At 50.6% G+C, this 19,772-nt stretch carries 19 protein-coding genes; 4 read left to right on the plus strand and 15 right to left on the minus strand.

Annotated features, from left to right (window positions below):
* Positions 1–75: 75 nt before the first annotated feature.
* The 8 genes from KKF06_07045 to KKF06_07080 form a co-directional block, all read right to left on the minus strand.
* Positions 76–816 (minus strand): hypothetical protein, encoded by a 741-nt coding sequence (locus tag KKF06_07045; protein ID MBU1617510.1) that lies wholly within the window; start codon positions 814–816, stop codon positions 76–78.
* Complete coding sequence (locus KKF06_07050; GenBank protein ID MBU1617511.1) at positions 810–1,574, minus strand: nucleotidyltransferase domain-containing protein; 765 nt, start codon at positions 1,572–1,574, stop codon at positions 810–812. Before KKF06_07050 ends, KKF06_07045 begins: the two co-directional genes overlap by 7 nt.
* 30 nt (positions 1,575–1,604) lie before the next feature.
* Entirely contained in the window at positions 1,605–2,135 is a 531-nt protein-coding gene (locus tag KKF06_07055) for a polysaccharide biosynthesis/export family protein (GenBank protein MBU1617512.1), read from the minus strand.
* 91 nt (positions 2,136–2,226) lie between these two features.
* A complete protein-coding gene (locus KKF06_07060) occupies positions 2,227–2,568 on the minus strand; it encodes a four helix bundle protein (protein MBU1617513.1) in 342 nt (113 codons plus the stop codon).
* Positions 2,520–2,789, minus strand: a complete 270-nt coding sequence (locus tag KKF06_07065; protein ID MBU1617514.1) for a hypothetical protein — start codon at positions 2,787–2,789, stop codon at positions 2,520–2,522. Before KKF06_07065 ends, KKF06_07060 begins: the two co-directional genes overlap by 49 nt.
* Before the next feature lie 2 nt (positions 2,790–2,791).
* Complete coding sequence (locus KKF06_07070; GenBank protein MBU1617515.1) at positions 2,792–4,123, minus strand: metal-dependent hydrolase; 1,332 nt, start codon at positions 4,121–4,123, stop codon at positions 2,792–2,794.
* A gap of 22 nt (positions 4,124–4,145) precedes the next feature.
* Positions 4,146–4,547 (minus strand): four helix bundle protein, encoded by a 402-nt coding sequence (locus KKF06_07075; protein MBU1617516.1) that lies wholly within the window; start codon positions 4,545–4,547, stop codon positions 4,146–4,148.
* 52 nt (positions 4,548–4,599) lie between these two features.
* On the minus strand, positions 4,600–6,054 hold the full coding sequence (locus KKF06_07080) for a tyrosine-type recombinase/integrase (GenBank protein MBU1617517.1): 1,455 nt from the start codon (positions 6,052–6,054) through the stop codon (positions 4,600–4,602).
* Positions 6,055–7,039: 985 nt separating this feature from the next.
* On the opposite strand from KKF06_07080, the gene KKF06_07085 reads away from it, so the two are divergent.
* Both KKF06_07085 and KKF06_07090 read left to right on the plus strand, forming a co-directional pair.
* Entirely contained in the window at positions 7,040–7,258 is a 219-nt protein-coding gene (locus tag KKF06_07085; GenBank protein MBU1617518.1) for a hypothetical protein, read from the plus strand.
* On the plus strand, positions 7,245–7,448 hold the full coding sequence (locus tag KKF06_07090; GenBank protein ID MBU1617519.1) for a hypothetical protein: 204 nt from the start codon (positions 7,245–7,247) through the stop codon (positions 7,446–7,448). Before KKF06_07085 ends, KKF06_07090 begins: the two co-directional genes overlap by 14 nt.
* 10 nt (positions 7,449–7,458) lie before the next feature.
* On the opposite strand, the gene KKF06_07095 is transcribed toward KKF06_07090, so the two are convergent.
* From KKF06_07095 to KKF06_07105, 3 genes are read right to left on the minus strand one after another with little or no spacing between them, the layout of a single operon-like run.
* The gene (locus KKF06_07095; protein MBU1617520.1) at positions 7,459–8,154 is read right to left on the minus strand and encodes a hypothetical protein; all 696 of its coding nucleotides are present in this window, start codon (positions 8,152–8,154) and stop codon (positions 7,459–7,461) included.
* Positions 8,151–8,837: a TrkA family potassium uptake protein gene (locus KKF06_07100; GenBank protein MBU1617521.1), complete on the minus strand. Its 687-nt coding sequence runs from the start codon at positions 8,835–8,837 to the stop codon at positions 8,151–8,153. The genes KKF06_07095 and KKF06_07100 overlap by 4 nt, the downstream gene beginning before the upstream one ends.
* An 18-nt stretch (positions 8,838–8,855) precedes the next feature.
* Positions 8,856–10,562: a TrkH family potassium uptake protein gene (locus KKF06_07105; GenBank protein MBU1617522.1), complete on the minus strand. Its 1,707-nt coding sequence runs from the start codon at positions 10,560–10,562 to the stop codon at positions 8,856–8,858.
* 137 nt (positions 10,563–10,699) lie between these two features.
* On the opposite strand from KKF06_07105, the gene KKF06_07110 reads away from it, so the two are divergent.
* The gene (locus tag KKF06_07110; GenBank protein MBU1617523.1) at positions 10,700–12,523 is read left to right on the plus strand and encodes a glycoside hydrolase family 15 protein; all 1,824 of its coding nucleotides are present in this window, start codon (positions 10,700–10,702) and stop codon (positions 12,521–12,523) included.
* Here the strand turns inward: KKF06_07110 and KKF06_07115 are convergent.
* Positions 12,520–13,284: a hypothetical protein gene (locus tag KKF06_07115; GenBank protein MBU1617524.1), complete on the minus strand. Its 765-nt coding sequence runs from the start codon at positions 13,282–13,284 to the stop codon at positions 12,520–12,522. The two genes, KKF06_07110 and KKF06_07115, sit on opposite strands and share 4 nt — an antisense overlap.
* 57 nt (positions 13,285–13,341) lie before the next feature.
* On the minus strand, positions 13,342–14,094 hold the full coding sequence (locus KKF06_07120) for a hypothetical protein (protein ID MBU1617525.1): 753 nt from the start codon (positions 14,092–14,094) through the stop codon (positions 13,342–13,344).
* Between the two features lie 218 nt (positions 14,095–14,312).
* On the opposite strand from KKF06_07120, the gene KKF06_07125 reads away from it, so the two are divergent.
* Complete coding sequence (locus KKF06_07125) at positions 14,313–15,773, plus strand: glycoside hydrolase family 130 protein (GenBank protein MBU1617526.1); 1,461 nt, start codon at positions 14,313–14,315, stop codon at positions 15,771–15,773.
* A gap of 4 nt (positions 15,774–15,777) precedes the next feature.
* On the opposite strand, the gene KKF06_07130 is transcribed toward KKF06_07125, so the two are convergent.
* Complete coding sequence (locus KKF06_07130; GenBank protein ID MBU1617527.1) at positions 15,778–18,015, minus strand: glycosyltransferase; 2,238 nt, start codon at positions 18,013–18,015, stop codon at positions 15,778–15,780.
* Positions 18,016–18,080: 65 nt separating this feature from the next.
* Positions 18,081–19,769 carry an aspartate-alanine antiporter gene (aspT, locus tag KKF06_07135; protein ID MBU1617528.1) on the minus strand — a complete coding sequence of 563 codons (1,689 nt, stop codon included), beginning with the start codon at positions 19,767–19,769 and terminating at the stop codon, positions 18,081–18,083.
* Positions 19,770–19,772 lie beyond the last annotated feature (3 nt).

Raw genomic sequence — 19,772 nt, forward strand, 5'->3', positions numbered from 1 at the left:
GCTCATCGCAACTTTTCCAGATCGAACTATAGAGTTGTGATTTTTTTATTGCCATGGTTGAATATTGTTATACATTTATTTCTTATTAATGGCAGTAATATATGCCTTTAAATCAATTGCTGATACTGTACCCAATTTCTGAAGCTCTTCAAGTAAATTAAGAAAGAAGAAGATTAACGCCTCTTCTTTTGCGCTCTTCTCAAACACATCTATTCCCTTTTCGTTTTTCTTAAACCAAAAGGCCGCATGATCCAATGAGCAACCGAAATGGATAAATCTTTTAGCGGATAGTTTTGAAAGCTTATTTTTTAATGAGTCACTGCATTTCCCATCAATAGTCAATATCCCCGATAGGATGCCAAATGGCTCTTTAGGCTTATCGATTTTACCACCCGCATGGACAATTGGTGCAGTTGTACGCTTCAAATCACGAACGGACGCTGCTTTTATTGCGGCGTAACTGATATTAGCCATATTTAAGGTTGGCTTAACTTCCACGACCGCATAAACACTTTCAGCGGGGATATAAGTTGAGCCATTCCGCTTAAGAATAAAAGGCGAATAGTGGCGGTCGTAAATTACTATATCAATCTGCTGGCTAACATGACCATCACAATCAATAATAAAAGCTCGATCTGCGCGATAACGACTGGGCAAGTAAGCTGAGAGCATATCAATCCATTCAAGTTCACTTGCGCTCCCCTTTGCAACTGGGTGAGTCAATATTTTTCTGTTTAAAGTTAATTTTGATCGCATTTGCTCTTGCAACCCTAAGAATATATCTCTGATATTAATTCGTCGTTTAGATTTCACCATATTATTCCCCCCCAATTCTGCCCTCTTCTGCTTTGTAAGGCTTGATTAGCAATAGTTTGTTTTTCTGTAGCATTTAACTCGTCCGAAATAATATTATTTGTATTTGCAGGATCAACAAATCGAGCCAAAACAAAAGAATTTGAAAGATAATCTAAAACTTTCAATAGATTATCCCCGAGGCCGGAACGAGAATATTTTAATGATTCGATTACAATAAGCTCAAGATAGATGGAAGGGATATCAATATTATGATTTTTTCTCCATATTTTTGCGAGAACAATTTCGCCTATTCTGCCTGAATTTCTAACCATGCTAATATGGGCATCAACATTCGTTTTCGTCCTTTCTCTATTTGCCCTATTAACATATAGCCAGTGATCTTCCGTATTGCCACCAAGGTGAACTGCTGGGACCAAATCAACCTCAAAACCAGCATGATTAACATGGATTGAAACATTTTGCTTACGTATACCGAGATATCCAGCATTGTTCATTTTGTCATAAAGCATGTTATATATTTGCTGCAATGTCTGTTGCGTATCCGACTTCAATGATATAAATAGATCAATATCCGTTCCGCCATGTATTGCCGTCCCCTTAGCGTAAGACCCCGAATATTTAATTTCCCTTAATTGGCTACCTGCCCAGGCCTTGATAATTGGGGATATGGAATCATAAACAATTGAGGCTGGGTTAATTTGTCCAGCGGTTACATGGTATCTACTAATCAAAGATTGTAGATATTCATCTGGGGTCATATAAACATCCTTTTTTGTTAATTAACATAATTATTTACTCAACGTCGCATATATTCCAACCGCGACAGCCGCGCCGGTAAGAACCTTGTACCAATTATCTTCCCAGAAATCAGGCTTACTCCCCATCGTAATTTTATAAATGTCCGAAGTCGGAAGTCCGACGTCCGAGGTCGAAAAGCCAAGATAAGCTTTAGCCTCATCAATTGAACCGGCCTTCTTAACTTCCCAAGTATCCTTCTTCAAGTCATATTGTACAACATAAATCGGCTTTGGAGTCAGACCAACCACAATCTGCGGCTTATCAAGATAAGCGGAATAATTATTGGTTAGGAACCGCTGAAAGCCTTTTAGCGACTGTCCCTCGACCGAAACAACGCCTAGCAACGGCAACGAGACCTGCCCATCCGGGGCGACAGTCTGCCTGGTCTTTAGCTCCGGGTGATTGACCACCTCGAGCTCCAAAGTATCGTAGGGGCCAAGATGGTATTCGGAAGCAAATGACAGATTTCCAAGAACAATCAAATTAAGAACTATTAACGACACTGATACGATCTTTTTCATATATTCCCTCCTATTATTCAATAACCAATTACCAAGAGACAATAACCAAACAAAATTCAATTACCAAGAAACAAAAACCAAACACTCGCTGCTATTCTGAACGGTTGATAATTGCCGAAAGAATTTTGATCAACTCTTTCGATTCCTTTAACAACGGCGCTATTTCCAGCCGTTTATAATCATTCGCTTCTTCAATCAAACATAGCCAATGATTAATTTCTTTGGCTTCACGCCTTGAGATTTTCATTCGCTGAAGAAAATCTTTTTTGCCGAGAGCATCATTAGCTTCCCGATAATTGGCCCCGACCGATCCAGCCGAGCCTACGGCCTGCCCGGTTAAGCGGTCGTTCATTGGATTTCTGGGCAGACTTTTGCATAGTCTTATTACGGATCGAGCAAAGTTTGTTGTTCTTTCTTCAAGGTCAAAAACCATGTTTCACCCCCTTTTTTAATCCGGCTTGGATGTTTTAACTTTCTGAGCGCTTTTCTTTCAATTTGCCTGATCCTTTCCCGACACACACCAAAAACATCGCCGATCGCCTGCAATGTCATTTTGCGTCCATCTAATAATCCATAGCGCATTTCAATGACTTGTCTTTCCCTTTGGGATAAATAAACAAGAAGCTCCTTTTTAATCAATAAACTGTCAATCATGACTATCTCCTAATATAAACTTCGCCGGAAAAGAGAGGTCGGCCGGAAGCAAGTTTAAGTTTTAGCTCATCGATCCTGACGTTTAGTTCCTCAAGCTGGCTGGTTAATTCAGCTAGCCGCGTCCCCTGCTTCTCTGCCTCGGCCCTATCAACCAAAACTTCTTTTCCAAGAGCGGTCAAGCCACCATCGTCAAGAGCCGCTATCTCGCCCCGAATCCTTCTGGCCTGGGCATTTAACCGGGAAAGTTCCGCCAGATTCCGCCTGTTCTTCATTTCATATTCCTGCGTCAGCGCCAGCTTCTCGATCTGCCTCCGGGAAGCGTAGGTAAGAACTAAGTCGCGGCCTTTTTGTTCTATAGTTTTATAAACGTCCGATGTCCGAAGTCCTAGGTCCGAAGTCGTGGAAAAGTCGATCGTCATATCTTCTGGAAGGTGGATTGTTCCAGAAACCAGGGCATTTTTGGGAATCTGGGCCAAAAGATAATCCCGACTTTTATCCCTAAACTCCCGCCGTTCAATTTTGATCGGTTGGTCTGTCTTTTTAACCCGGACATGCGAAGCGAAGATATCGGCGGCAAGTTCATCGCTTAAGGTATAAATATTCCCTTCAAACAGAATAACCAGCCGCTGGTTGTTGACGTCAAGCACCTCTCCCCGACCAGCGATCGGCTCTTTGGTTTCATTTAAGACCCCTTTGAAATCGAGATAAGCGTGCGTCTTAAGGGTTTTAAACTCCTGGATCGCCGATCCGGGGGTCGCCAGAAGCCACCGCAAAGAGCTGGCTAAACCGAATTTGGATAAAGGGAACGCCAGGACCATCAAAATAACCAGGATGAAAAACACCAAAACTTCCGCTTTCGCCCCTGATTCCAACCTGAATTTTGGGTTTTTAGGGATAACATCCCGTCCGGGATCGGGCCAAAACATCTGGGAACCGCGGGGATTGAACATATCAAGGATCAGATGAGACAAGTAACTAATACTGAACGAAGCAATCCATCTTGGAACTAAATCCCAAGCTCCAAAGCCCAAATCACAAACAAAGCTCAATAACCAAACTATAAATAGAGACAAGAAACTAAATACTACTGAAAAAATAATCCAGCCGATGAGTGAATGCGTGACGGTCCGATGGCCGTATCGCCGCTCAAGCGGGCCGGAAATAAAAGAGAAGATCCGACCGATGGTGGAATTGGGATGGTCGATATCCGGCATGATCGATCCAATGACGGCAAACAAGATAATCGTCCAGTGCAGGCTCCACTGAACGCCAAAAATCGCCAAAACGATCAGCGTCAGGAAGATACCAAAGATTCCATGGGTCGGCGCGAGCATAAAATGTCCGACGTCCGAAGTCCTAAGTCCGAAGCCCTAGGCTAGACGTCTTTCCTCCTTTATTCGTTTTTTGTAAATATCTAATAAAACCATAAATAAGATTCTTGATTTTAACGATGTCATCGGAAAGCTTTCGAAAATATTCCTCCGATAAATACGCCTGATCTAAAGCGACATAGAGATGCGATTGGACTTCGGACGCGGATCGTCTTGAGTAAATTAAAAACTTGATAAATTCTAAGTCCGACTGCGCATCAAATCCTTCGGCAATGTTAGCCATTATGGAAGCGGCCGCGCTTCTAATTTGATCTTTTAAGCGGAAATCTTTGTCAAAATTTCCCTTTGAGGTCAGAGCATAAATGCTTTTTGTTAATTCTCTGGCCTCATGCCAGGCTTTAATATCTTCAAATTTATCGATTTTCATAATTCCCATCCTTTGACTTCGGACATCGGACTTCCCCAACGTCGGACAGTTGCTACTTCATTTTGAACATAAAAACCCGCACCGTCGCGAGCAAAGCAGTGCCGAAACCAGCCAGAATGTACCCCTCAAAGCTGTGCATACCAAGAGCCACAAACCGGAACGCTATCACTATTCCCCAAAGAATGATGATCACGGGGGTCCAGTCGCGGAAATAAACCCCCGCTTCATGGTAAACCTCACGAATAACCTCCTTATTGACCACCGGCCGGTGACTGACCTGATGGATCATGTCGACAATCGCGACCGGCAGATGGTTGGACAAAGAAAGTATCCTGGTCTCGAGCATCTCGTAATCGGTAATGGAGAGATTCTGGGTCAAGTAACGGATCAACTCTTTGGCCGCCTCTTCGCTCAACGGTTTCAGGTCGATCCGTTTGAATTTCCACCAAACCGATTTGAGCTTCGGTTTCGGCTCTTCGACCGCCGCCAGGATAGTAAACTTCTCGAGAAGTGTAAGAAAGTTCTCGATATCCGACGCTTTCAGGCTATCCAGGTTGTCGATAATCAGAATGGTTTTTTGAGCTTCAAGCGCACCGGTAATCTGGCCAACGATCTCCTTTGAAGAGGAACGGCCGAGCTTCTCTCCTGGACAATTTAGCTTTTTATGTAATTGTTTGAGCAAGTCGCGCATCGGTGAAGGAGACGAGAAGTACAAGGCGCTGGGACCAAGCGCGTCGGTAATGTTTTTGAGAAGATGTGTTTTCCCGATCCCCACTTGGCCGGTTAAAAGAACCGACTGGCCTTTCTTAAGATGTCCCTTGATATCTTCAATTACCCCCTCTCGCCCAAAAGCAACTTCCGTTGGGCTGGGCAGGATCACCCCTTTGATGCCGGTTAGTGGTTTAGCGATCTTCGGTTTGGTTGGAAAGAGTTTGGCCAGAAGCTTCACCAGAACCGGGCGAGTATCGACCTCTTCCGGAACGAGGTTAACTTTCGGCGGCTCTTTTGCCGCTTTAATATAGCGGCTGATCGATTCGGAGTCGGTAATCCCAAGAATGGCGGCCGCCCGGTCGATCGAGACCTCTTCCCGGCAGAGCCTGGCCGCGAAAGTGTGTCGGAGCATCTTGGCGTTAACCTTTTTGCCGATCCCGGCTTGGGCGGCATATTTGCGGATAAGGTGATCGACAGTTCGGGCAGAAAGTGCGTTGACCTCTCCTTTGGTGGTCGTAAACAACGCAGTGATTTGAGTATTCACTCTAACCTTGGACCATTTGGCCAAAGCCTCAAAGAGCTGGTCATTTAATTGAATTTCCCTCCCCCTATTACCGGCAACCGCGAGTATCTTCTTTTCCCAATTAATTGAATCGGTTTTTAAGTTAACCAGCTCGTTGAGAAATATCCCGGTATTCAAAAAGAGGAGGATAATCGCCAGATCGCGAGTATCATCGATCGCGGACAATAGCGCGTTAATTTCGTTGGTCGTTAAGTATTCAACATTCCCTGGCATTGCTTATCACCCCTTGTTTAGTCCCGCTAAGGTAGAAAGCAAAATCCTTGCCAAAAGCTATTGGAACCAACTATTTCTTATAATATCAAGCTATTTTTACGGGATTATGCGAACTTTTCGGTCGATATGGCGAAATACCCCCAGGGATATTGCCGACTTTCCGTCACTCTCCCACTCTTCTTGTCTTGTTCCCGGGGCGGGGGGGTTTTCAAAGCGGCTGGGGAGGGAAAGAGCGGGAGGGGAAGGCGACTCACTTAAGCCCGCCAATCCCCGCCAAAGGCGGGATTTAGGAGCGTTAGCTCTGCCGCGATAGCGGTGGCGGGCGGGAGCGGGAACTATAGGGGTTGGTTTGGCTTGTTATTAAATACGAGATACCGACGGTAAAAGATAAGCTGAAGGAAAAGATCGTGGTGTAATTATTATTGGGAAATTTAACAACTAATTGAGCGGCAAGAGTTATTGAGTGAGTGAACAAGGCTTCTTATTAGAGGTGGAATAAATGAGCCAGGAGAGAGTTTTGTTTGGCAACTTGGTGTTTGGCCCTTGTTTGGTAATTGTCTCTTGTTTCTTGCAGGTAGCAGCGCGCAAGGTAAAAATATATAGGGATGTTGCGATGTTAGCCGGTAGCTTGGTAGTTAAAGAATGGTTTAAAGATGAGCTCCTGGGCTGTTTTTAGCATATGGTAGATCTTCAGTTTCAGGTCAGCCGTAGGTTTTAATGAAGTATCGTTTCACGTCTTAATTATAGCAGGTTTTAGGGATCAGGGCTGAAAACGCGCTTCAGGATCTCTTCAGCAAGCTCACTCCTGCCCACGCGCAGGAGACGATAAGAATGACATCAATTATTTCCCAATAGATGCCGTTTCTGACCACAAAGCCACTGATGACGAGAAAAGAGAGGGTGATGAGAAGCCAACCGAGGAATTTATTGTTCACGCTTTCCACCTCATTTTCATATATATTTTGCCGCCTTTGAGCTGACCGGCATGGGGCGTGATCAGGCCCGCTTCCAGTCCCTCTCCTGCTTCTCCGGGACCGGGTTTACCACCCAGGAATCAGAGCTGGTCACCGGCCATCCGCAAAGAAGGAAGATCGCCAGCTACCTGATGATCCTGGGGAACGCCGGCTTAGTCACCCTGATCGCCACTTTTGCCAACACCATCCGTCCGGTCGACGCACGAGGGATTCGGCGTGTCGCAATTTGACGTCCACGCGGACAGCACCCTGGTCGGAAAAAAGCTAAAGGATCTTAAGCTAAAGGAAGCAGAGGTTCAGATCCCGCTCATCGAGCGGACCAAGGGGTCGGTGGTCATCCCCAAAGGACCGGACACTCTGGCATCCGGGGATACCCTGATCTGTTTCGGGCGGCTGGAGACTATCCGCAAACATGCCTAGCCCCGCTTTTTTACCCGGCCGGTGAAACAAAGATCACCGCCAGCCGGACTTTTTCCGCCTGGTCCTTGAGCGGCTGCATCTTGAGACATACCCTGCGGCTGGCATTCTTGATCGGCAGATGGAGATCAACCGTACAGGTCTCGATCACCTTCCCGTTGTCGACCAGCTCCTTGAAGAGGGGGAGAAACTGCTCGTTGTGCTCCTGCTTCTCAATGGCGTCAAAAGTGATCTTGCCCTGCTCAACGCCAAATAATTTCTGCACCGCCGAATTGAGCATCAAGAGCTTTCGTTCAACGTCGATCAGGATGATCCCTTCGGCGACGTTCTCGGAGATCAGGTCGACCAGGCGGTTGAACTGGCCGATCCGGTCGACCCGCAGCTGGTCGTAGGTCCTAAGCTGGCCGATCATTTTATTGGCCAGCACGGCGAGCTCGGTCACCTCGTCCCCCAGCCAGAGCGATTCCTTGAGCCCGGTCTGGTAATCGTTGGCCAGAATCCGGCGCAAAAAGTTGTTCAGCTGCCGGCGAAAATAAACCGCTCTGGCCGTAAGAAAAACTAAAACCAGCAGGCCGGCGGCAAAAATGACGGTGAACAGGACCGCCAGGAACGCCCCGGCCGGCCGAACAAAGATAAAATAGGTCAGGCAATAAACGGAGAGCAAAAAGAACCAGCCGGCTTTTATCAGGTGGCTTTTTAATAAGTTCATTGTTTGGCGAATTTCTGCAGGTCTTCGTCTTTCCCTACCAGCAGAAGGACATCGGACTCTGCCAGCGGCTCTTCCGACGAAGGAACCTCTTCAATATATTCTTCAAAGGTCCTCTCCCCCAAACTGTTGATCTGCGGCCGGCTCTTTTTGATCGCCACGATATTGATCTTGAATTTGCGGCGCGGATGCAGTTCCTGGATGCTCTTGCCGACTATTGGAGCGGGGACCTTGATCTCCATAAAGCTATGTCCCGGCATCAGGGAAATGAACCGGGAAATGTTGGGGGCGATCAGGCTGTTGGCGGTGATCTTCCCCATTTCTTCTTCCAGGTTGATGATATTATCGACCGCCAAGGACTTGATTATTTCATGCTGGAGCGGGCTGATCGCCCTGGCCCAGATCTTTTTGACACCGATCTTTTTGAGCAGGATCGTGGTCAGGAGGTTGGCCTCGACATTCTCGCCGATGCAAACAACCGCGATATCGACGTTCTGCACGCCGATCGCCTTGAGCGCCTTTTCATCGGTCGTGTCGGCCGCCACCGCGGTACTGACGCATTCCTTGATCAGGTCAATGCGCTCTTTCTCCGAATCGATCGCCAGGACCTGGACCCCGCGATCGGTCAATTCCCTGGCCACCGTCGAACCAAAATTACCCAGGCCGATCACCGCGATCTGTCTCATTTTTTTCTCCTCCCCGAACTAGCCGATCATGACGTGTTCTTCGGCATAGACGACTCTTGCCGGTTTCCGTTTTCTGGTGAAAGCGTAACCGATGGTCAAGGGGCCCAGCCGGCCGATGAACATCAGCAATGTTACCACAAGCTTCCCCCCGTTTGAAAGCGTCGGCGTCAGCCCGGTCGAAAGCCCGACCGTCCCAAAAGCGCTGACCGTTTCGAACAACACATCCCTCAAAGGCTTCTCTTCAAAATACAGGAGAAGCAGGGCAAAAAAGACCACCAGCAAAATGGAGACAACAAACAGAATGACCACTTTGTGTACGATCTCGTCCGGCAGGCTTTTTTTAAAGACCTGAACATTTTCTCTCTGCTTCATGGCGCTGGTCAGGATCGACCAGAGGACCGCCACCGTCGTGGTCTTGACCCCGCCCCCCGTAGAACCGGGAGACGCCCCAATGAACATGAGGACGATCATCAGGAAAAGAGTGGCCGAGGATAACCCCCCGATATTGACGGTGTTAAAACCGGCGGTCCGGGCGGAGACCGACTGGAACAGGGAGATCAGCAGTTGATTGTCGTAGCTCAAGCCGGCCAGCAAGCGGCTTTTGTCGAACGCAAAGATCAGCAGGGCGCCAATCACAATAAGGAGCAGACTGACCAGCAAGACCAGCCTGGTCTGGACGCGCAGTTTCATCCCATGGTCTTTTTTCCGGGAAAAGATATTCAGCAGGTTGTGGTAAAAGTCGCGGATGACCGGAAAGCCGACCCCTCCCATAATGATCAGGAACATGATCACCAGGTTGGTGCTCAAGTCATTATTAAAATGGACCAGGCTGTCGCTGAAGGTCGAGAAGCCGGCATTGCAGAAAGCGGAGATGGAATGAAAAAACGCGTGATAGAACGCGGCCAGCGGATCGCTAAAACTGTCGCGCCAGAGGAAAAAGAGCAGAAGAGTGCCGGTCAACTCGAGGACCAAAGTCATTTTGAAAATGAACACGATCAGGCTCTTAACGTTCCCCATCAGGTCCTGGTCCAATACTTCGCGCATTTCCAGGTTTTCTTTGGGGCCAAAGCTCCGCTTCAAGAGCATGACCAGCGAAACGGAAAAGGTCATGATCCCCAGCCCCCCCAGCTGGATCAGGGCTAGGATCACCATTTGGCCGAACGGGCTGAAGTAAGTCGCAGTATCCTTGACGATAAGCCCGGTCACGCAGGTCGCCGAAGTCGCCGTGAACAGCGCGTCGATAAAACCGGTCTTGACCCCGGCCGCGGTCGCCGCCGGTAGAGAGAGGAGAATGGTCCCCACGGCAATGGCAAAAGAGAAGCTGATCAGCATCAGTTGGGCTGGCCGGAAACTGATCATGGCAATCAGGCGCCCCGCCCGCCGGCTCCTGGAGATCAGCATAAAAATAAGTATCGTTTGCCAGAGGATGACGTAGAACGGGAGGTTCTCAACAAAAGGGATGAACCTCAACAACGGGACAAAGACGATCAGGTCGAGCCAGTGGCTCAATAAATACTGTTGCTTGTCCGGCGCGGCCACGGCCCTGGCAACAACATCAATGATAAAAACCAGCAGAATAACAAAATTTATTTTGTGGATCAGCGCTTGATGCGCCTGAATAATTGAGAGGTTCTGGAAAAATAGCAATAGAAACGCGAACAGGGCGACGTAACCGATAAAATAATCGGCCAGGCCCGGTTTTGAAGATTTTTGCATTAATTCCATTAGATCAACAGCCCTTGATGAATGCGGTAATTTTAGAACAAAAACAGCATTAATGGTAGATGATTCTTGCTCATCACCATTCCCTCCCCCGTCATGCTGTATAATATGTGTATTAGTAACAAAAAGGCGGCTTAATAATGACGACTGATATAAACTACAACTTTGGTTTGATCGGCAACTGCGCCAGCGCGGCGCTGGTCTCGCCGGACAGCAGTATCGAATGGCTCTGTCTCCCCTTCTTTGACTCCCCTTCCGTCTTTGCCAGACTGCTGGACAAGGATAAAGGGGGGCACTTTAAGATCTCCGGCGTTGGGACGACCAAGATCGAGCAAAAATATGTCCCCGGCACCCCGATCCTCAAGACCATTGTCGCGACCAAAGACGGAAGCTTTGAGATCAATGATTACATGCCCCGTTATTTTGTCGGGGCCGATAAAGTTTATTCCCCTTCCGAAGTCCAGAGAAACATCATGGTCCTGTCCGGCAAGCCAAAGATCAGGGTCGAGCTCAAGGCGATGCCCAATTACGCCTCAACTGACGCTGAATACACGGTCAACCGCGACCACATCAAGATCGCTTCGGTCAAAGGGGATTACAACAGCTTTTTTCTTTACAGCAACCTCAACCTGAACAAGATCATTGCCGGGGAGCTGATCGAGCTGGAACATTTTTCCTACTTCCTTTTTTCCTACCACGAAAAACTGGAAGAGATCTGCAACGACAAGATCTACGTTGAATACGAAAAGACCAAGACCTACTGGCTTGACTGGTGCCAGAAGACCCGCGCCCCCAGGAACCATCGGCCGGAAGTGCTCCGGTCGGCGATCACCCTCAAACTGTTGACCTTTCAAAAGACCGGCGCCGTCGTCGCCGCCCCCACCACCTCTCTCCCCGAGATCATTGGCGAAGGGAGGAATTGGGATTACCGCTTTTGCTGGGTCAGGGACGCTTCCATGACCATCGAGCTTTACGCTCGACTGGGCCACACCGAATCGGCGACCCGCTTTATGAACTTTATCCTGAACCGCCTACCCCGCAAGGCCGAGAACATCCGGGTCATGTACAGCATCAGCGGCGAAAAAACGCTGGAAGAACAGATCCTCCCCCACTTGAGCGGCTATCAAGACTCCCGTCCCGTCCGGACCGGCAACCAGGCCTATACCCAGGACCAGAATGACCTATACGGAGAGCTGATCGAAGCGATCTACACCTACTTTGTGATCAACATTGACCGGGACATCCAGCTGATCGAAGAGGTCTGGACCGTGGTCCGCTCTCTTATCAACCAGGTGGAGCGCTGCTGGACCAAGCCGGACAGCGGGATCTGGGAGCGCCGCGGGCCGGCCCAGCATTACGTCCACTCCAAAATGATGAACTGGGTGGCGGTCGACCGGGCGGCCAAGATCGCCCGGCTCCTAGAGAAACCGGCTTATGTCGACAAATGGTCGGGCCTGGCCCACCAGATCAAAGAAGATATCCTGACCCATGGCTGGGACGAGCCCCTGGGCTCTTTTGTCATGCATTACGGCTCAAAGATTTATGACGCATCCAATCTCTTGATGCTCCACTATGGTTTTCTGGAGAGGACCGACCCGAAAATGATCAATACGGTCAGGCAAAGCTACGACAACCTGGTCAAGAACGACCTGGCCTTTCGCTATATCGCCGAAGACGACTTTGGCCTCCCCAGGAACGCTTTTATTGTCACGACGTTCTGGATGATCAACGCCCTATACCTGATCGGTGAAAAAGAGAAGGCAAAAAAAATGTTCGAGAAAATCAGCCGGCACCGGAACAAGCTGGGGCTTTATTCGGAAGCGATCGATATCACCAGCGGCCGCCTGACCGGCAACTTCCCGCAGGGGTACTCTCATTTGGCCCATATTCAGACGATCTTTCTGCTGGAAACCGATTATGACTGGAGCGACGTGACCAAGACCAGAAAGACAACCTTTCTTTAATAGTAAACAACCTTTATCCCAAGCTTCTCGGCCAGATCAACATCCTGCGCGCCGGAAACATTTTTGATGCCGTAATCCTCCATCGTTCTAAGCGACGGGAGAAGGAAATCAAAACCCTCGCCTGACGCGACGGAAACCCCTTTTCCCGGCTCCTGTGTCAGGTCAAAAAGTTTTTGGGAGACATTAATTTTGCCGTAAAACTCTTTTTCCAATCCGATCGTCTCTTCCTGCTCCCGCTTGAAAGTTGCAAAATATTCGTCGCTGATCTTGTATCGCGCTTGCATCTCTTTTTTCAGTTTGTCAAAGCCCCCCGCCTGGGCGACCATCGCCCGGGAGTTGCCGTGGAAACCGACAAACCCTTTGGCGATGATCTTTTCATTGCCTCCGAGAAACAGATAATTGGCGGCGCTGGAAGCGGCCGCCCCTTCGATAACAACGGTTAATTTTCGCCTCATGATATCCAGCCCCATCCTGACCCCGCTGTAAGTGTCACCGCCGGGAGAATTGACCACCAAGACCTTGACCCGGTCGTCAATATTTTTCAGGTATTCCGGATAGCTCTCCCGGACAATATACCCTTCAAACTTCAGGGTCTCCGGGCTGACCCGGACAAACTTGCCGGCTTGCTTTGCTTGGCGGATCTCCCCGATCTTTGCGATCAGCTCTTCTCCGGTCAACTTTGATTCGTATGGGACCGCGGCGCGGGCGGCAAACGAGAGGGCAATGGTCAAAACAAATAATAGAGCGGTCAGTTTTTTCATGAATATTCTCCCAAAGATGAAGTATCTAACAAAGGGGCTGTCCCCCTCGCAGGTCTATTAGAAATACTTACTCCCCGATATTCTGATGGTCGTGCCAGCCAGGTCGATGTCGGGAGCGGTGGAGTCTACCCCGCTAAAAATCTTACGCATATTGGCCAGCTTACCCGAAAAAGAGCTGACCCCAACACCAAAACCCCAATCCTGGTAAACCTTCCAGGTCGCGTCGAGCGCCAGGCTGGCGCAAAACCCGGAACCCCAACGATTGGTCCCGTAAGAAGCCCTGGTATTATCATCTGTCCTGGAATAGTTGAAGCCCCCCAGCATCACGCCAACACCCGGAGTTAAGCTAAGAACGAAATTCTCGGTCTTTAACAACCTAAAGTCCATCACGACCTGCGCGTTGCCATAAACAAGGAACAGATCTTCATAGACTTTTGGAGCGCTTTCGCCATAGGTATAATTTCCCGCGCCGCTGAAGGTGCCGCCAATCAAAACCTTGTCGGTGATCGGCGCGCGCAGGTCGTAAGCACAGCCATACAAATTGCCGATGTTGCGCACCCCGGGATAGGCGCTCATAAGCGCGGCCGGGTTGACCAATTGGACAAACCCGCTGATCCGGCTGTTCTCCGGTGTTGCCGCCTCAAATCTTTTTTGTTCAAGCTTTTTCTCCAGTTCGACCGCTTGCTGCGGGGTCAGGGAATCGACATCTTCGAGCAAACCGGCGGAAACCGGCACCGCCAGCAGACTAACGACGAAGAGTGCGGCACAAATACTTATTAAAACATTACCCGAAACTCTATTATTGTCCATGATCGTTACTTCCTCCCTTTGATTACAACAGAGTATTATACTTACTTAAACCGCCAATTCAATCCAGTATTTAAAACATTGCTTTTTCGCCGGATAAATATTAACATTACGCCATGGCAGGAGAGAAAAAAACACCTTTCGGCAAAAACGCCGAGGTTTTGATCGCCAACAAGCATCTGGGGAAGCCAGCCCTCCATGATCCTGTCGTTATTTCCCGTATGTTCAAGCGGATCACCAACAAAACCCTGAAAAATATCCAGCCGGACAAGCGGCTGGTCATTACCCGCCCTTTCCGCCCCGGCCGGGAAAGCCACACCATCAATATCATCAACCGGCTTCTGGCCCTCTCCGAAGCCGAAGCCAAAAACCTGCTCAAGCAAACCCTCAAAGAGTTTGCTCACCGCCATAAGGATATCAAAACCATCCTGCTGAATAATTTCCGCCATATTGAAAGATACGTCAAAGAGCCGGCCTCCCTGTCCGAAGAGCGAAAGCTCCTGCTCGGCTCATGTTTTACTATGGAATACTCGATCGAATCGGCCGCCCTCTTTAACCCCTCGATCGTCATCTATCCCAAGCAGAACCAGCTGAAGAAGGGACAGACCCGCGTTATTTTCAGTTTCCGCGCCACCGGCGAAGGGCATATTTCGTCGATCGTTTTCCGCAGCGCCATTATCGACCAGGACAATTCGATCTTTATGGAGCCGGTCAGCCAGTTTTTGGGCACCCCAGAAGTCGTCCTGAACGCCGCTTACGACCGGGAACTGTTCAAGGCCAAGCTGGAAGAGATGGGGCAGTTTAGCGAAGCGGTCAGCGCGATCTACCAGCAACTGCCGGCCAGTTTCACCCTGGATGGATTGGGCCAGGCGATCGCCAGGGTCGGTGACAGCCAGGTTTTTACCCCGGCCGACCTGGACGTCGCGATCAACAACGTCCGGTGGCTGGCCGAATCCAATTACGAGGTGTTTTTCCCTCCGGAGCATTTGATCTCGGAGCGGGTCATCTTCCCCATCTCCCAGAACGAGAGCAACGGGGTGGAAGACGCGCGGTTCGTCCGTTTTATCGACGACGACGGCACCGCGGTTTATTACGCGACCTATACCGCATACAACGGCCGGGAAATACTCCCCCAGCTGATCGAGACCAGGGACTTTCATCATTTTAAGATCTCGACACTTAACGGCCCGATGGCGCGCAACAAGGGGATGGCCCTCTTCCCCCGCAAGATCAACGGGCGGTACGCCATGATCACCCGCAACGACGGGGAAAACCTATTCTTATGCTATTCGGACAACATCCATTTCTGGTTCGAAGGGATCAAAATTGAAGCGCCGGAAAAAACCTGGGAACTTCTCCAGATCGGCAATTGCGGCTCACCGCTCGAGACAAAAAAAGGGTGGCTCCTGCTGACGCACGGCGTGGGCCCGATGCGCAAATACTGCATCGGCGTTTCGCTGTTGGACACCAAAGACCCATCCAAGATCATCGGGCGGCTGGACGAGCCTTTGCTGGCGCCAAAAGAAGAAGAGCGTGAAGGCTACGTGCCGAACGTGGTTTACAGCTGCGGCTCGATCATCCTCAACGGCGAACTGATCATCCCCTACGCCATCTCCGACTCGGAATCGCACGTGGCGAGCATCCCGGTCGACGAACTGCTGGAGAAACTGCTAAAAAAGTAGCTGGTTAGGTCGAACCTTCGAGTTCGTATTCTTCGATCATCGCCAAAAGCGCCATGAGAAAAGAGACGGTACTCTCGCCCCCCTGGTTCAAACTTACTCCTTCAGGGAGCAGGCCGTCGGCACACCCTTTGGTCTCGTGATCGTACAAAGACATCCCCATGTCGTTCTCTCCCAGGAACCAGCCAAAAGCCCAGCGCATCTTTTTGAGGTACGCCGTCTCCCGGGTCACCCGGTAAGCCGACTGGTAGGCCAGGACCATGGCGGTCGCGTCGATCGGCTGTTGGTCGTACTGCCCCCTCTCCCCCCCTTTTTTGTACCAGCCCCGGCTGCCGACCAGCGACAGGCGGCCGTTGTTGCTGGTCACTTTCTCCAAAAAGTCGAGCGTCTCCCTGGCGACCCGCAGATATTTTTCTTCGTGAAGAATGGAATAGGTTTGAAAAAGTGCCATCGGCATGATCCCATTGTCGTAGCAGATGATATCTTCGAACCAGCGCCAGTTATCGTCTGAAACATCCTGGTGCACCGCCAGAAGATGGTCGGCGCATTCGCGCAGGAGAGCGGTGACGCTCTCGTCCCCCTGGTAACAGCGCAAATATGAGGTCATCCCGAGCATTGCCAGCGCCTTCCCCCGCAGGTTCAGGCCGCGCACCTGGGGGAGAGCCTTGTGAAAACATTCGCAGGCAAGAGAGCGGTAGGCGTTGCGCGGCGGCCGCCAGATGATGAACCCGAGCGCCCAAAGGGCCCGCCCAAAGGCATCGTCCGAGCCGGTCTCGTCCAAAAAGCGGCGCTGGTAATCGATAAAATTATGGAAGTTTCCGTCGGGGTTTTGCAGGAAATGGGTAAAGCTGAAGTAAGTGGGAATAAGGGCGCGCGCGTCTTCGCTCTGTAAAAGAAAGAACGCCCAGGCGCACAACATCAGGGCGCGGGAATTATCGTCGAGACAGTAACCGGTATGCCGGTCGGGAACAATATATTTGGCATGCTGGATCAACCCGGTCCCGTCGGTCAGGCGCTTTAAATGGGCCAGGTCAAAGGCCGGTTCGCGCATCAGCAGGGCGGGTGTTTTCAGTACCAGGGACCTTTTTACCCCTCCTGACTTGGCCTGCCGGAATACCTCCAGGTACTTTTCCGAAACTTTTTCCCAGCGCATCTGCCGGCCGAATTTATAGGACTTGTCGCGCATTGATTTGAGCTTCTTTTTGTCCCCCAAAAGATCGCGGAGCGAGGAAGAGAGAGCCTCGGAATCGCCGAAGTTTATCAATTGGCCCCGGTTCTCGGAGAGCATCTCCTTGGCATACCAGTACGGGGTCGAAATAATGGCATTCCCCGCACCGATCGCGTAAGAAAGGGTCCCGCTGACGATCTGCGCCTCGTTCAGGTAAGGGGTGATGTAAATATCGGCCGCCATCAGCCAGGCGTAGAGCTCTTCCAGGCTGACAAAGCGGTCGTCAAAGATCACGTGCTCATTGAGGCCGAGTTCGTCGACCAGGGCGACCAGGCCGGCCCGGTATTTTTCGCCGTACTCTTTCAGGACATTGGGATGGGTCTTCCCCAGCACAATATAGATCAGCCGGGGAAAATCCTTCACCAGTTTGGGAAGAGCTTTGATGACCGTTTCGATCCCCTTGTTCGGGCTAAGCAGGCCAAAGGTCAGCAGGGTCTGGTTCCCTTCGACCCGAAAACGTTTCTTGTAATGGCTGTTATCGAGAGATGTAAAATCGGGGGTGCCGTGATAGACCATTTTTATCTTCTCGGCCGGGACCGCGTAGACCTCTTGGAGCAAGGTCACCGCCAGCTCGCTCATGACGACCAGCTTGTTGGCCCGCTGGGCCATCTCCTGAATGATCTTTTTCTGGTTGGGGGTCGGGTTCTTGAGGACCGTGTGCAAAACCACGACCACCGGCACGCTCAAGCTGGAGATCAGGGAGAGGATATAAACGCCGTCCCAGCCGCCGTAGATCCCGTATTCGTGCTGGACGCAGACCACATCGGCATTGCTGGAGTTGATAAAATTGGCCGCTTCGTAATAATCGCTCTGCTGGTTCCTTTGCAGGGTAAATTCAACCCGGCGCGGATAAGGGTACCCCTGGTCGGTGTCGTTGACGGCGACCGTAAAGACGTTGGACTTGCGTCCCAGCTGTTTGGCGGTCGCTTCGCAAAGGTCGGTGGTAAAAGTGGCGATCCCGCAAATGCGCGGTGAATAATTGCCGACAAAAGCGATGTTAAGGTTCGGTTTCAGCATATCTATTAACTTTAACCGATATCGCCAAGAGTTACAACCCGGTCCGCCCCGCAGAGGATAAAGGATCAGCGCGCCAGCGCCATGACATGGACGATGATCGTCCCCCAGACGGTCAAGATGACATTGCCGATCGCGTAAGGGACCGCGAAGCCAAGGGCCGGGACCGCGCTCTCGCTTTCGTCTTTGAGGGCATTGAGCGATGGAGTGGCGGTCCCCGCTCCGGTCAACGCCCCAAAAAGGACCAACTGGTCCATTTTCAACACCAAACGGCCAAAGATAATGCTGACGATATGCGGGACCAGGGTCAGAATCGCACCCGCGATAAAGACCGTCACTCCCATGGTCTTGATCGCCTGCAGAGCGAGCGGCCCGGCGCTAAGCCCGACGCAGGCGACAAAAAGATTAAGCCCCAGGTCGGTCAATATCCATTGTCCCCCTCCGGGGATCATGCCAAAAGTAGGATGGACAGACCGCAGCCAGCCGCTGACCAGCCCGGCGACCAGAATACCGCCGCCGATCCCGAGCGAGACCGGGATCCCCAATACAGTAATGGAAAGCAGTCCGGCCAGGGTCCCCAAAAAACAGCCGATCCCCACCATCACCAGGTCGGTCATAGCGGTAGGTCGTTCCACGTAACCCAGATAGGCGATATATTTTTCCAGGTCGTCGCGGGAACCGGCCAGGGTCAGAATATCGCAATTGTTGATCATCGTCCCCGGGATGAGCGGCAGGTCATGCTCTTCCCTCCTGATCCGCTTCAGGAAACAGCCATGCCCAATGCTTTTGCTCAATTCCTCAAGGCTCTTCCCCACCACCGCTTTATTCAGGACCACCACATCCAGGACCTCTCCTTCCAGGCCAAGTAAAAGTTGATCGTCAATTTCCGGCCCGATCAGCTCCGGAGCGGAACACAATCCCTTATAACCGCCGGTCAACACAAGCTCGTCCCCAAGCCGGACAACCGTCTCCGGATCATAAGAGATCAGTTCTCCCCCGCGTTTGATCTTTTCCAGCGCGACCTTGTCCGGAAAAACTGCTTCAAGCTCTTTGACCGTTTTTCCGGCCATTTGACGATCGGTTAATTTATATGCCCGCAGGTTGACCTGCTTGTACCAGGAAAATATTTCCGGCCGCTCTTCTTCCCCGGAGCCCCCCATTTTCGCTTCCAGCGTCCGGGCTTCTTTTTTTAGATCAAGTCCCATGATCTTTGGCACGAGCCGGTAAAAAATGATCAACCCTGCCACCCCGAATATATATGTAATCGCATAGGCGACGGCAACGTTGCTCTGCATCAAGGTTTTAGCCTGGTCGGTAATGGGAAGGGCCTTGATCGCCCCATCGGCCGTCCCTATAATGGTCGACTGGGTCATTGCCCCGGCCAGTAGACCGGCGGTAGTGCCGGGATCAAAAGCAAAGATCTTCCCCAGGGCCAGAGCGGTGATCAAACCGGAGACCGCCAGGACCAGAGAGACCCAAATGTAGCTCAAGCCGTCTTTTTTTAGCGCGCTGAAGAACGAAGGCCCGACCTTGTAGCCGATGGCAAAAATAAAAAGGGCAAAGGCGACTTCCCGCAGCAGCTCGTGGACCTCGATGTTCATCTGCCCCAGGACCAGCGCGGCCAGCAGGACCCCGACGGTCGAACCCGGAGTAAAGCCAAAGATCTTGATCCTGCCGACAAAATAACCGACCGCGATCGCCAGAAAAACCGTCAGCTGGGGATAGGCGCGGCATAAACCGGAAAATAATTCGAACATATT

This window comes from Candidatus Margulisiibacteriota bacterium, from assembly GCA_018822365.1.
Lineage (GTDB): Bacteria > Margulisbacteria > WOR-1 > O2-12-FULL-45-9 > XYB2-FULL-48-7 > XYB2-FULL-45-9.

Coding starts and splice junctions, on each gene's coding strand:
- KKF06_07045 (MBU1617510.1), bottom strand. CDS start 816: ATGGTGAAATCTAAACGACGAATTAATATCAGAGATATATTCTTAGGG.
- KKF06_07050 (MBU1617511.1), bottom strand. CDS start 1,574: ATGACCCCAGATGAATATCTACAATCTTTGATTAGTAGATACCATGTA.
- KKF06_07055 (MBU1617512.1), bottom strand. CDS start 2,135: ATGAAAAAGATCGTATCAGTGTCGTTAATAGTTCTTAATTTGATTGTT.
- KKF06_07060 (MBU1617513.1), bottom strand. CDS start 2,568: ATGGTTTTTGACCTTGAAGAAAGAACAACAAACTTTGCTCGATCCGTA.
- KKF06_07065 (MBU1617514.1), bottom strand. CDS start 2,789: ATGATTGACAGTTTATTGATTAAAAAGGAGCTTCTTGTTTATTTATCC.
- KKF06_07070 (MBU1617515.1), bottom strand. CDS start 4,123: ATGCTCGCGCCGACCCATGGAATCTTTGGTATCTTCCTGACGCTGATC.
- KKF06_07075 (MBU1617516.1), bottom strand. CDS start 4,547: ATGAAAATCGATAAATTTGAAGATATTAAAGCCTGGCATGAGGCCAGA.
- KKF06_07080 (MBU1617517.1), bottom strand. CDS start 6,054: ATGCCAGGGAATGTTGAATACTTAACGACCAACGAAATTAACGCGCTA.
- KKF06_07085 (MBU1617518.1), top strand. CDS start 7,040: ATGGGGCGTGATCAGGCCCGCTTCCAGTCCCTCTCCTGCTTCTCCGGG.
- KKF06_07095 (MBU1617520.1), bottom strand. CDS start 8,154: ATGAACTTATTAAAAAGCCACCTGATAAAAGCCGGCTGGTTCTTTTTG.
- KKF06_07100 (MBU1617521.1), bottom strand. CDS start 8,837: ATGAGACAGATCGCGGTGATCGGCCTGGGTAATTTTGGTTCGACGGTG.
- KKF06_07105 (MBU1617522.1), bottom strand. CDS start 10,562: ATGGAATTAATGCAAAAATCTTCAAAACCGGGCCTGGCCGATTATTTT.
- KKF06_07110 (MBU1617523.1), top strand. CDS start 10,700: ATGACGACTGATATAAACTACAACTTTGGTTTGATCGGCAACTGCGCC.
- KKF06_07115 (MBU1617524.1), bottom strand. CDS start 13,284: ATGAAAAAACTGACCGCTCTATTATTTGTTTTGACCATTGCCCTCTCG.
- KKF06_07120 (MBU1617525.1), bottom strand. CDS start 14,094: ATGGACAATAATAGAGTTTCGGGTAATGTTTTAATAAGTATTTGTGCC.
- KKF06_07125 (MBU1617526.1), top strand. CDS start 14,313: ATGTTCAAGCGGATCACCAACAAAACCCTGAAAAATATCCAGCCGGAC.
- KKF06_07130 (MBU1617527.1), bottom strand. CDS start 18,015: ATGCTGAAACCGAACCTTAACATCGCTTTTGTCGGCAATTATTCACCG.
- aspT (MBU1617528.1), bottom strand. CDS start 19,769: ATGTTCGAATTATTTTCCGGTTTATGCCGCGCCTATCCCCAGCTGACG.